This window comes from Rhodonellum sp., assembly GCF_030656585.1.
Lineage (GTDB): Bacteria > Bacteroidota > Bacteroidia > Cytophagales > Cyclobacteriaceae > Rhodonellum > Rhodonellum psychrophilum.
The window spans coordinates 36920-49008 of the sequence record NZ_JAUSPP010000084.1; the positions used below are offsets into that span (position 1 = coordinate 36920).

At 43.3% G+C, this 12089-nt stretch carries 11 protein-coding genes, 1 tRNA gene and 1 pseudogene; 5 read left to right on the forward strand and 8 right to left on the reverse strand.

Annotation, left to right across the window (positions count from 1 at the left end):
• Positions 1–182: 182 nt before the first annotated feature.
• The 8 genes from Q7J63_RS20770 to mltG form a co-directional block, all read right to left on the reverse strand.
• Positions 183–431, reverse strand: a complete 249-nt coding sequence (locus Q7J63_RS20770) for a hypothetical protein (RefSeq protein WP_304888954.1) — start codon at positions 429–431, stop codon at positions 183–185.
• Between the two features lie 785 nt (positions 432–1216).
• The gene (locus Q7J63_RS20775; protein ID WP_304888956.1) at positions 1217–2755 is read right to left on the reverse strand and encodes an IS66 family transposase; all 1539 of its coding nucleotides are present in this window, start codon (positions 2753–2755) and stop codon (positions 1217–1219) included.
• Positions 2756–2925: 170 nt separating this feature from the next.
• Complete coding sequence (gene tnpB, locus Q7J63_RS20780; RefSeq protein ID WP_304888958.1) at positions 2926–3279, reverse strand: IS66 family insertion sequence element accessory protein TnpB; 354 nt, start codon at positions 3277–3279, stop codon at positions 2926–2928.
• A gap of 2 nt (positions 3280–3281) precedes the next feature.
• Entirely contained in the window at positions 3282–3563 is a 282-nt protein-coding gene (locus Q7J63_RS20785; RefSeq protein WP_304888960.1) for a hypothetical protein, read from the reverse strand.
• Positions 3564–3967: 404 nt separating this feature from the next.
• A tRNA-Ser gene (locus Q7J63_RS20790) sits at positions 3968–4052 on the reverse strand.
• A gap of 181 nt (positions 4053–4233) precedes the next feature.
• Entirely contained in the window at positions 4234–5184 is a 951-nt protein-coding gene (locus Q7J63_RS20795) for a YihY/virulence factor BrkB family protein (protein WP_033405490.1), read from the reverse strand.
• Positions 5185–5194: 10 nt separating this feature from the next.
• The gene (locus Q7J63_RS20800) at positions 5195–5602 is read right to left on the reverse strand and encodes a thioesterase family protein (protein ID WP_019599688.1); all 408 of its coding nucleotides are present in this window, start codon (positions 5600–5602) and stop codon (positions 5195–5197) included.
• A 1-nt stretch (position 5603) separates the two neighbouring features.
• Positions 5604–6647 carry an endolytic transglycosylase MltG gene (gene mltG / locus Q7J63_RS20805; RefSeq protein WP_304888963.1) on the reverse strand — a complete coding sequence of 348 codons (1044 nt, stop codon included), beginning with the start codon at positions 6645–6647 and terminating at the stop codon, positions 5604–5606.
• Positions 6648–6723: 76 nt separating this feature from the next.
• Between mltG and Q7J63_RS20810 the strand changes: the two genes are divergently transcribed.
• The 5 genes and pseudogenes from Q7J63_RS20810 to Q7J63_RS20830 form a co-directional block, all read left to right on the forward strand.
• On the forward strand, positions 6724–7146 hold the full coding sequence (locus Q7J63_RS20810; RefSeq protein WP_139189897.1) for a (deoxy)nucleoside triphosphate pyrophosphohydrolase: 423 nt from the start codon (positions 6724–6726) through the stop codon (positions 7144–7146).
• A 35-nt stretch (positions 7147–7181) separates the two neighbouring features.
• Positions 7182–7811: an L-threonylcarbamoyladenylate synthase gene (locus tag Q7J63_RS20815; RefSeq protein ID WP_019599685.1), complete on the forward strand. Its 630-nt coding sequence runs from the start codon at positions 7182–7184 to the stop codon at positions 7809–7811.
• Between the two features lie 188 nt (positions 7812–7999).
• Positions 8000–8620 carry a WbqC family protein gene (locus Q7J63_RS20820; RefSeq protein WP_019599684.1) on the forward strand — a complete coding sequence of 207 codons (621 nt, stop codon included), beginning with the start codon at positions 8000–8002 and terminating at the stop codon, positions 8618–8620.
• Positions 8621–8700: 80 nt separating this feature from the next.
• On the forward strand, positions 8701–11229 hold the full coding sequence (locus Q7J63_RS20825; protein WP_019599683.1) for an ATP-dependent Clp protease ATP-binding subunit: 2529 nt from the start codon (positions 8701–8703) through the stop codon (positions 11227–11229).
• A gap of 608 nt (positions 11230–11837) precedes the next feature.
• Positions 11838–12089 (forward strand): annotated as a pseudogene (locus Q7J63_RS20830) (hypothetical protein); the annotation flags it as partial.

Consider the following 12089-nt stretch of genomic DNA (forward strand, 5'->3'; position numbering starts at 1 on the left):
TAGTCCCTGTTGCCCGAGCATAGATCAAGTTGGTTTTGTATGGGAGCAAAGCATTCCAGGCAAGGTATCTATATAAAGGAATACATGGATATACACATATATAAATATACGGATATAGGAATACACATTTTAAAAAAAACCAACAAAAAAGCCCCGAAGGGCCTTTTCTTTTTTTCAGCGTCCTATTTCCTGGCCATTTTCTTTTTTGGGGCAGGGACTTTTTTGCTGATGTAGGCCGTGTGGGTCTTTCCGTAGGTGTCGGCTTCTTTGAGGGCGGCCACTTCGAAGACGAAGTATTCGTTTCCTTCAAAATCCACCAATTGGCTTTTCAGGATCCCTTCCAGGGTTTCTCTTGCGATGGATACCCTGATGATGTCAAGGCCCTTTACTTTGCTTCCTTTTCCGATGTAGGTTTTTTCAAATTGTGACATGACTGTATTGTTTAGAGGTTTAAAATTTGATTATGCAGGAGCACTTGGGGGTGAAATGCTCCACTTGAGACAAGGGCATGAAAGAAAAATCGTGGAAGGCTTCCTTTAGGAAAACCCTATTTTTTTATCAGGGCAAAGCGTATCCTTGGCTTGTGGACTGAACCACCCATCTTTGCATAGATCATAATTATAACCGGGAACGGCACAGGTACGACTCTGAAATTAATTCATTGGATTGGGTTGCATTTAGAGTATTAATATCGATAAGCCTGAGCGTTTGAACGGGATGGGATTTTAAAAGGGGAGGAGTGGAGCAGATGGATAGTCATTGAGTTGGTCGTTCAGGTGAACGGTTTTTGGAAAATCCCAAAGACCGATAAAAAAGTAGGGTTCCAAAAAATATGCAATAAAAAAAGGGGTGGGAGAAAGATGTTTTTGTGTTTTTAGAAAGGTCTACCTATCAATGTGAAATTTATCCCATGGTAGACGTTTAATTTAGACAAATCATCAAAGTCCTGGCTTTGGGCCTTAAACCCGAATTCTAAAACAAAGGAAAAATAATGTAAAGCAGCTGACTTGATACAAGTTTGATGGAAGTATACATTAGAATTCCCAATGGGTTTGAAACTGCATTAAAATCAGGCTATTTGGAGAAAAAGGCAAAGTGCCGATATGCTGAAGTCAAAAACAGAAAACAAAGACTGATTATGAAGTGTTTTTATGCTAGAATGGAATATGTAATACTCAATTTGGTGTATCCACCCGTCCAAGTACAGTCTTGTATGTTAAGATTGTTCCTTTAGGAGACTTTTCTTGTAGTTTGCCGGCAGGAGGTTTCCGATCTCTGTAAGGTTGGTGTCCATGATGTGGTCAAAGACATGTTTGAGCCAATCCTGTGGATTTACCTCTTCTTTTTTACACATCGCAAAGAAGGAATAGATCATGGCTGCCCGCTGGGCGGCTTCGTGTGATCCCGCAAACAGGTAGTTCTTCCTTCCGAGAGCGACCGGACGCATCATGTTTTCTATGGCGTTGTTGTCGATTTCCAGCATGCCGTCCATCAGGTAGTTGGAGAGTTGTTCCCATCGGTTCATGGTGTAGGCCATGGCTTTTCCGATGGCGCTTTTTGGCAGCACCCTTGCATAGTTTTCCCACAGCCATTTGGAAAAGGCTTCCAGCAGCGGGAAGGCATTGTCAAGCCGGTACTCCTTTCGCTGTGCCGCATCCAAGCCGTTTTCCCTGCAGTGTGCCTCTACGGCATACAGTTTCTGGATAAAGACCAGTGCCAGGCCGGCCCGGTTTTCATCGTTGGCCTTTGCCTCGAAAAACTCCCGTCTTGCATGTGCCCAACAGCACAGATGGGCTACATCCGCCTTCCTGCCATACTGCTCATAAACCGCATAACCGTCAGTCTGCAGGTAGCCCCTGAATCTGTCCAATATCTTTCCCGGAGCGGTTTTTCCCCGGCCCTGCTGGTAATCGAACATAACGGTACGGTCCATCGGGTTATGGTATACCCAATAGTAGCCCAGATGGGTCTGCTTCTTTTTCTTGCTGTCCAGGACCTTGATCGTGGTTTCGTCCACCTGCAGGTATCCCTTGCCGGAGGTGTCCCGGACCAGCCAGTCATAGAGGATTTCCAGCATATCCAGGCTCTTGCTGACCCAACCGTCCAGGGTAGAAGCGGCAATGGGGATCTTTTCCCGTTTGAATCTTTGCAGCTGCCTGTGCAGCGGCAGGTGGTCGACGTATTTGTCCGTCAGGATCGATGCCAGCAGTCCGGTTTCGGCGATTCCTTTGTCGATCAGGCGCAAGGGAAGTGCCGCAATGGCGACTCCGGATCCGTCTTCCTGTTTTTTGAAGGCATATTTAAAGCGGATATAGCGACGGATGATATACTTGCCCGGCACGTAGTCCAGTTCCTCGGTGATTTCCTTGCCGATGCAGGTCATCCCCCTCAGGTCCCCATCGGGATGCAACTCGATTTCCTCTACCGGAAGATGGTCTGGCAGCGGGGCTCTGCCAGGATGGGGTTTGCTGGCCTTTTGGCGAATGTATTCCACTTTTTCAACCAGCGCCTCGCTTTGCTGCGCTTCCTGTTCGGCAGTGGGTTCAAAGGGAAGGGACAGTTGGCCCGGAGACTCGAAACGTTCCCGCTTCTGGCCGAAGAGCATCTTTTGGAACTTGGCAAGCAGGCCTTCCAGCTTTTCGATCTTCCGGTCCCTTGATACAAGCTCCTGGTCCTTTGATACAAGCTCCTGGTCCCTATCACCCAACAGGGCGATGAGTTCGGCTTTGCTCAGGTGTTCCAAGGGATTGTTCATGTGACGAAAATAAGCCCTCCCGGGGAAGCTTCAAAGCATTATTTTCCCACATCCCCTGTGGAAAAGCACCCTTTGGATCTCGATTTTTATGGTTTCGAAAAGTGGAGCCTGATTCCGGCATCGGGGGGCACATCGGCAGTCGGTTTGCTGAACAGGGGTCAAAAAAATTATTACGGTACAGCCTTGTGGTGGTAGCGTGGGGACTGCCTTGAGCGCTCGATCCGGATGCCTTCGACCATGAGTAAAAGATCCGGCCAGGCAAGGGTTCCGCCCTGGCTCAAAGCGGTCGGGGGCTGGAAGGTTCCCTTTTCCAGCCGCTTGTAATACTGTACCAGCCCTCCGTTCTCCCAGTGGAGCAGCTTGATCAGGTTTCGCTGACGGTTCAGGAAGATATATACTTCTCCGGAAAGGGGATCTCTGGCCAGCTGGTTGCGCACCAGGCCGCTGAGCCCGTCGAAGCCTTTTCGCATGTCCACGGCCTGGCCATAAAGAAAATACCGGTGGGAGGAGCTAAGGGAAAACACGGCTAAAGAGTGACCAGTTGCCTGACCAGGGACAATTCCCGGATCCCACGGACAACAACACCGTTGGGAAAGACCACTTCCAGACCGGAACAGGAAGGTGCAGGACCGGCCAATTCAACAAAGCCTGGACAGGAAGGGGGCGTAGACTTCCCAAGCTTTCTGTACCAATAGGAAAAGGTAGGCAACTTGATGCCTTGTTGGTCACAAAAACCACGCTGGCTCATCCCGCTTTGCGCAAACAGCTCTAACAGACATTCCATCTCTTGGGCAGTATATCGTTTCATAGGTATAAGTTTTTTACAAACCTACCACATTGGATTGAGTCAGAAAATATGTACTTGGACGGGTGGATACGAGAAATCACCCTTCCAGAATAGGGTTATAGTTTTATCTAGGAATTAGGATAAGGTTCGGCAATCAGCCAAAGTGGAATAAAATTCAACAGGTCGTTAATTTTTTCAATGATTTCACACTGCGTTTCCAAACCCGGTCCCTTTAATGCGGTAATGATCGCGAATAAAAAGGGTGAATTTTGTTTATTGCGATCCTGGGCAATGCTGAATGAGGGATAAATCAAAAAACTTGATGTTTTGGAAAAAAACTTCGAGAAATAGCCCCCCAAATGGCCCCCCTTTAAAAAGAAAAAACCCTAACTCGCTGTTTGTCAGGTAGTTAGGGTTGCGGTCAGCAGAGGAGGAGGGATTCGAACCCCCGGTACCTCACGGTACAACGGTTTTCAAGACCGCCGCGATCGACCACTCTGCCACTCCTCTATTGGTCTTTTCTATTTCCCGATCGCAATTGCTTGCTTATCGGATTGCAAATGTAGGTTGAAAGTTTGAAATTGCAAACTCCGATTTTCTATTTTTTGTACGATGTCCCTAATCCCTTGATTTTCTGTGCTCTTTTTTTTGACAATATGCTTACTGTCATTCAAAATTTTTGAGCTGGGCTTTAGTTCAATACCACTTTGCCAGCACTTACCAGTTTCTTAGCGGCAGCTTTGTCCAGACTCACGTTGATTTCAAAACAGATCAGGATGATCAGTGAAGTGATGTAGAGCCAAAACATCACGGCGATCATCGCTCCGATGGAACCATAAAGTTTGTTGTAGGTGGCGAAATTGTTCAGGTAATAGGAAAAGAGATAAAAACTGAAGGTGATCAGAAGTCCGGCAGTTACTGAGCCTGGAGAAAAAAAGTGCCATTTCTCATGCACTGCAGGGGCAAACCGGAAGATATAGGCAGTCGCCACCATAAATACAGACAGCAATACAAAAAACCGAAAGAATGCCAAAAGGTAAAAATAGATGTTGTTGGAGACAAATTCCCAATTGGAAACCCGATAAAGAAAACTTCCTCCCAAAATCATGATCAACACTGCCCCGCAAATGGTCAACACCAATACCAGGATAATACTCACGGCGATAATCCTGGTTTGCCAGAAAGTACGGTTTTCTTTGGTTCGGTAAACGGAGTTGAATGCGTTCATCATGGACATTACGCCATTGGTGGAGAGAAACAGCGCCAAAAAAAATCCCAATGACAACAAGGTCTGCCTCGGTCGCGAAACAATATCCATGATGGTGGATTCCGCCTCTTGATAGATGCTTTGTGGCAGAATCTCCGCGATAAACAAAAGGATATTTTGGGTCGTGACACTGGGGAAAAACAATCCTATATAAGGAATGATGTTCAGCAAAAAAAGAAGGAGAGGAAACATGGCCACGGTAAAACTGAAGGCCACCGATTCTGCTCGCTCCAAGATTTCATCCTTTCGCAATTGGGTCATAAAAATCAAGCCCACATCGTAAAGGTTTTGATCCGGGTTCCCAAAATGAATATGCCTTAAAGTTTTGGCTTTTCGGGTGAATTTGATAGAGAATAACCGGAGCCGTTTTTTCACTGAAAAAGGTTTATTCAAAATAAGGTCTTATTAAATCTAATAAAAATTGTGGAGGTCTACTGGGTTTGTGGGTATCTTTTTTCAAAAAAGTAAGGATTGTACTGCCTTCTGTAATCAATTCCGCCGCTTCATTATAAACTTCATAGGTGAATTTGATTCGAATTCCGGGCATTTCCGGAATGGTGGTTTTGATCGTGAGCAGTTCATCATATTTTCCAGGTCTTAGGTATTTGGTTTGGTTTTCCAGAACCGGCATGATGACACCATTCTCTTCCATTTGCTTATATGAAAATCCGGCCTGTCTCAGTGCCTCGACCCGGCCTACTTCAAAATACATGGCATAATTGCCGTAATACACATAGCCCATTTGGTCCGTTTCGGCATATCTTACCCGTAGGGTGGTTTCGGCTTGGAACATATCAATAAATTTTTGCTTGGTTCAGTGCGCTTTGATATCTCCTGGCATTGTTGAGGTGGTCGTTCAGATTGGTGGCGAAGGAATGGTACCCCGAAAAATCTTCTTTTGCACAGAAATAAAGATATTCATGCGATTCGGGTTTGAGCACCGCATCCAATGCCGAAATCTCAGGGAGATTGATGGGGCCAGGAGGCAATCCCGTGTATTTGTAGGTATTGTAAGGGCTGTCTATTTCTTTGTGGACATTGAGTACCCGTTTGATTTCGAAATCCCCGGCGGCAAACACAAGTGTAGGATCTGCCTGCAAGGCCATGTTGATCCGGAGCCGATTCAGGTAGACGCCAGCCACTTTTGGCCTTTCATCTGATTTCTGGGTTTCTGCCTGTACAATGGAAGCCAATGTTGAGACTTGATTGGGTGAAAGACCGATGGCTGAAGCCTGTTGTTTTCTCTCTTCTGTCCAAAACACCCCATATTCCTTATACATTCTGTCAAACAGGTTTTCGGGACTTGTGTTCCACCAAACTTCATAGGTATTGGGGATGAACATGGCCATGATGGTTTCTTCTTCAAAACCGAATTTTCGGATATTGAGGGAATCCTTGAGGAGGGCCAAAAAGTCAGCTTGGGTCATTTCAAGGTTTTTGGTGATTTTTTCGGCCAAGTCTTCCTTGGTTCGGACATTGTTAAAAGTAAGTCGAACTGGGGTTTGTTTGCCTGAACCCAGCAACTTGACCAGATTCATATTGCTCATTCTTGGAGTGATGGTGTATTGACCAGGCTTGACATCATCTTGGTAGCCCATCACTTTGGCGGCAAAGCTAAAGGTAATGACATCATGAATGATTTCTTTTTCATAAAGACTATCCGAGACCATCTTAAATGTTGAATTGCTGGCGATATGCAGCAGATATGGTTCCTCTTTCTCTAATAGCGTGTTGGGACTGAAAAATGCTTGGTAGAAATAGAAGGAAAGGGAGGTCATTAATACCGAAGCGGTGATAATAAGGACGATGTAAATTTTTGTTTTTTTATCCTCAAGCATAATTTTTGACGAAATCCATTTGAATCAACACAAAAATAGGGATTTTTGTTGATAGGCTTACTAAATGATGAAAGTGATGAGTCGAATTATACCTGTATCTTGTGCCATCATATTGAAAGAGGGAAAGGTGCTCGTTGCACAAAGAAGCGAAAAAATGGCATTGCCCTTGAAATGGGAATTCCCAGGGGGTAAAATCGAAAGCGGAGAATCTGCCGAAGGTTGTCTGATGCGTGAAATCTTGGAAGAACTTAACATTACAATTCAAGTCATTCATGCTTTTCCAGTCAATATACATCGCTTTTCCAAAGAGAAGGAAATTGAGTTGATTCCTTTTCTATGCAATTATTCCGGAGGGGAATTGATCTTAAAAGAACATCATCAAGTCCTTTGGCTTGATGTAGAAAGGCTTTCGGAGTTGGATTGGTCCGCCGCAGATATTCCTATTGTAAAAAACTTTATCGAATGGTTTTCCCTCCAAAACATTCATTTCATTCCATGAAGCGCCAAGCTTCTTCACCTTTAAATTTTTGAATCATGGCTGCAGAATTCCTTAAAATTTATCCTGAAAACCCAGATCCCAAAAGAATCCAAAAAATTGTGGAGGTTCTGAGGAATGGTGGTGTCATCATCTATCCCACAGACACGGTTTATGGCATGGGCTGTGATATCCATAACCAAAAAGCAGTGGAGCGTATTTGCCAAATAAAGGGCATCAATCCCAAAAAACACAATTTTTCCTTTATTTGTTATGACCTCAGCAATATCTCGGAATATACCAGAGCATTGAATACGGCGGTGTTTAAAATGATGAAAAAGGCCTTGCCAGGCCCCTTCACCTTTATTCTGGAAGGGAATAACCAGGTTCCCAAAATCCTTGATAGTAAAAAGAAAACCATAGGTATTAGAATCCCGGATCATTCCATCCCAAGACTTCTCGTGAAGGAGTTGGGACATCCCATTTTGACTACCTCCATCCGGGATGAGGATGATGTCATTGAATACAGTACCGATCCGGAATTGATCTATGAAAAATACCGCGACTTGGTCGATATCGTGATAGATGGAGGGTATGGAAACAATGTTGCCTCTACCATCTTGGACTGTACAGGAGATGAAATGCAAATCGTCAGACAGGGTTTGGGGAATGTGGAGGATATCCTTTAATCTCCATTCTGTTGAGATTAAGGGAATTCTTTCAAAACCAACTTGTTAATCCTCGGTTTAAATGGTTACTAAAATCTGCGACATTAAACTTGATGAAGACAAATAGCCAACTCAAATTATTCCAATTGATATTGTTTTTTTTAAACCAAGTTTGAAATATAGTTCCTTAGTTCTTGTAACCACGTCCCATGCCTATCATCACCGATTTATTGTACCTACCGCCAATTGAATATTTTGTAGCGATCCAAGGCCACCAAGAGATTTGGTTGGATTCTAAGGAAAGATACCAAAAGCAGACTTTTAGAAATCGGACCCAGATCAGGTTGGCCAATAAGGTTGAAAATATAAGTTTGCCAGTGATAGGAGGGAATAAAAAAGTTAATTTCGCAGAGGTAGAGATCGACTACAATCAGAAATGGAAGAACATACATCTTCGCGGAATTCAAAGCGCTTATGGAAAAGCGCCGTTTTATGAGTTTTATTTTCCGTATATTGAAGATGTGTTCGCAAAAAACCTGACAAAATTGTCTGAGTTAAATCTTGAGTTGCTGACAGTTTGTCTAAAATTATTGAAATTGGAAGTTTCGGTAAAATACATGGAAATAATCGGTGAGCAGCCGAATGTCACCGATATGCGTGGAATAATCCATCCCAAGGAGGGTTTTGAGGCAAGAAATATTCTTATGCCCACGCAGTATTCCCAATTATTTGGATCAGAATTTGTTCCAAACCTTAGCATAATCGATCTATTGTTTTGCGCGGGACCGGAATCCAAGGAGATTCTAACCAAGTCTCAAAAAAATGATTGAACAAAGAGCGAAAGGATTGTGTTTTTAAAACAAATTCGGTAACATTAATATAGATTTCAAATCATCTAGAGAGGATATAAATGGAAGCAAAATTTTCAAACAGAGTCAAAGAGGTGATCTCTCTCAGTCGTGAAGAAGCTTTACGATTGGGTCACGATTACATTGGAACAGAGCATCTTTTGCTGGGAATGATTCGTGAGGGAGAAGGTGTGGCGGTTTCCATATTGAAAAAGTTGGGAGTCCCATTGGATGAACTGCGAAATTCGGTAGAACGTGCCGTTAAAGGCACAGCCAATCACAATGTAAAAAACCTTGCCAATATACCTTTGACAAGACAGTCAGAGAAAGTATTGAAAATCACCTATTTGGAGGCAAAAATATTCAAAAGTCAATTGATAGGAACTGAGCATCTCTTGCTCTCCATATTGAGGGATGAAGACAACATTGCCACCCAAATTTTACACAAATTCGACACGACCTACGATTCGGTCAAAGAAATGTTAGAATTTCAAACAGATACGGGACCAAGATCAAAAGCAGAAGCGGACGATCCGGACGAGGACGGATCAAAATTATTTGGTTCCTCTTCCAGTGGTTCTTCGGGATCCTCAAAATCAGGAGCTGAAAAATCCAGGACTCCGGTTTTGGATAATTTCGGTAGGGATTTGACCAAAATGGCCGAAGACGATAAATTGGACCCCATCATTGGTCGGGAAAAAGAAATCGAGCGGGTTGCACAAATCCTTTCCAGAAGAAAGAAAAACAATCCGATTTTGATCGGTGAACCCGGTGTGGGTAAAACCGCAATCGCGGAAGGTTTGGCCTTGAGAATCATCCAGAAAAAAGTTTCAAGAGTCTTGTTCAACAAACGTGTGGTCACTTTGGATCTCGCCTCTCTTGTCGCAGGTACAAAATACCGTGGGCAATTTGAGGAAAGGATGAAAGCGGTCATGAATGAACTTGAGAAATCTCCGAACGTGATTCTTTTCATTGACGAATTGCATACCATCGTTGGGGCCGGAGGGGCCAGTGGCTCCTTGGATGCTTCCAATATGTTCAAACCGGCTTTGGCCAGAGGAGAAATCCAATGTATCGGTGCCACCACACTTGACGAATACAGACAATATATTGAGAAGGACGGTGCTTTGGCCAGAAGGTTTCAGATGGTCTTGGTCGACGCGACCACTCCAGAAGAAACCATTCAGATTCTCCACAATATCAAGGATAAGTATGAGGATCATCACAATGTAATCTACACCCCTGAAGCGATCGCAGCATGCGTCATTTTATCGGATAGGTATATTTCCGACAGATTCCTCCCGGATAAAGCCATCGATATTTTGGATGAGGCCGGAGCAAGGGTGCACATCAACAATATCCATGTTCCAGACGAAATACTGAGGTTGGAAGAAGAGGTGGAGCAAATTAAAGTTGAGAAAAATAGGGTGGTGAAAAGTCAGAAATACGAAGAAGCCGCCCAGCTTCGAGACAAAGAGAAAAAACTTCTTGAGCAATTGGAAAATGCCAAAACCCGATGGGAAGAGGAGAGTAAATCCAAACGCTATGTCGTAGAGGAAGACAATGTTGCCGAAGTAATCGCAATGGTGACCGGTATTCCTGCCAAAAGAATTGCCCAGAAAGAAGGTGCTAAACTGCTGAATATGGCGGAAGAGCTTAAAGGAAGGGTAGTAGGACAGGAAAATGCAATCAAGAAGCTGACAAAAGCTATTCAGAGAACAAGAGTTGGGTTGAAAGACCCTAAAAAACCAATCGGTTCTTTTATCTTCTTGGGTCCCACTGGAGTCGGTAAGACAGAGTTGGCCAAAATGCTGGCGATGTATCTTTTCGACAAAGAAGACGCCTTGATTAGAATCGATATGTCCGAATACATGGAGAAGTTTAGTGTATCCAGATTGGTTGGAGCACCTCCAGGCTATGTAGGTTACGAAGAAGGCGGACAGTTGACCGAAAAAGTCCGGAGAAAGCCCTATTCAGTGATTTTGCTGGATGAGATAGAAAAAGCGCACCCTGATGTATTCAATATTCTTTTACAGGTATTGGACGATGGGATCCTGACGGATGGATTGGGAAGAAGAGTTGATTTCAGAAATACCATTATCATCATGACCTCCAATATTGGGGTAAGAGATTTGAAGGATTTTGGTGCAGGAATTGGTTTCTCTTCCAAAGCAAAACAGGATAATGTGGACGAAGTGATGAAATCCACTATCCAAAGCGCACTCAGGAAAGCCTTCAGCCCGGAGTTTCTAAACAGGTTGGATGATGTGGTGGTGTTTAATTCTCTAAGTAAAGAGCACATTCATCAAATTATCGACATCAGTTTGAAAAAGCTTTTCAATAGGGTAACTGATTTGGGATATTCCATCGAATTGACAGACAAAGCCAAGGATTTTATTGCAGAGAAAGGGTATGATCAACAATATGGTGCTAGACCTCTAAACAGGGCAATCCAGAAATATTTGGAAGATGCCTTGGCCGAAGAAATCCTGAAAGGAGAATTGTCCGAAGGGGATGTAATCGTCGCGGACTACCCTGGAGAAGGTGAAGAACTGGTTCTGACTGTCAATAAGAAAGAAAAAGCAGAATAGATTTAGAATTTTATTGAAGGAGCGGTCCAATTTGGACCGCTTTTTTTTTATCCTTTTGGGATCTTGATTGAACCCGAAATATGCATTAGGTTTTCACATGAGATCGAAACTGCAAGAAAATCAGACTGTTATCAGACTAATTCCTGACACCAATAGGATGAAGTCAAAAAGAATAAACAACTAATTGAACATCAGTTAAATATACTATTGAATTGAGTTCGTAATGCATAAAACGGGTTGAAGTATACATCCAGCTTTTCCAGTTCCCCGGACCCACTTGCATTTTGAGGCTTGTTGATGGGGTTGTAAAGGCAAGAAAATCAGTCTATTTGGGAAGTAATGTATGGTTCAATAGGGTCAGATCAAAAACAGGGAACATCCAACTGATAATTAGGTGATTTCAGGCTAGGGTAGAATTGATAATGCAAATAACGGTTTCAACAGCGAATATTACTTGAAAGAAGAGGGTTGAATGGATTTGAATCATCGCATCCTGATGCTCTGCATCCTTTTCTCGGAAGATTGGCCAAATGAATATTTTAAACTTTCTTAACGTTAAAGCCCCAAAATTGGAAAGCATATTGTATGGATAGTGAAATATGAATTTTATGAAATACTATTTGATAAAGGTGATTTTTGTTCTGGCGACAGTTCCTTATTTGGTTTCGGAAAAAATCCCGCAATCCAAAAATTTACCCATTATCCCGCATTATCAGGATGAAGTTTTTTCAGGACCAAAAGCTATTGGTCAATTGGCCAATAAAAAGATTAACGAGGCAAGTGGATTGGCTTTTTCAAGATCCCATAAGGGAATTGTCTATACCCATAACGATAGTGGACATGAACCTTATGTTTATTTG

Coding starts and splice junctions, on each gene's coding strand:
- mltG (WP_304888963.1), bottom strand. CDS start 6,647: ATGCTTGAGGATAAAAAAACAAAAATTTACATCGTCCTTATTATCACC.
- Q7J63_RS20775 (WP_304888956.1), bottom strand. CDS start 2,755: ATGAACAATCCCTTGGAACACCTGAGCAAAGCCGAACTCATCGCCCTG.
- Q7J63_RS20770 (WP_304888954.1), bottom strand. CDS start 431: ATGTCACAATTTGAAAAAACCTACATCGGAAAAGGAAGCAAAGTAAAG.
- Q7J63_RS20820 (WP_019599684.1), top strand. CDS start 8,000: ATGCCTATCATCACCGATTTATTGTACCTACCGCCAATTGAATATTTT.
- Q7J63_RS20825 (WP_019599683.1), top strand. CDS start 8,701: ATGGAAGCAAAATTTTCAAACAGAGTCAAAGAGGTGATCTCTCTCAGT.
- Q7J63_RS20810 (WP_139189897.1), top strand. CDS start 6,724: ATGAGTCGAATTATACCTGTATCTTGTGCCATCATATTGAAAGAGGGA.
- Q7J63_RS20785 (WP_304888960.1), bottom strand. CDS start 3,563: ATGAAACGATATACTGCCCAAGAGATGGAATGTCTGTTAGAGCTGTTT.
- Q7J63_RS20800 (WP_019599688.1), bottom strand. CDS start 5,602: ATGTTCCAAGCCGAAACCACCCTACGGGTAAGATATGCCGAAACGGAC.
- Q7J63_RS20815 (WP_019599685.1), top strand. CDS start 7,182: ATGGCTGCAGAATTCCTTAAAATTTATCCTGAAAACCCAGATCCCAAA.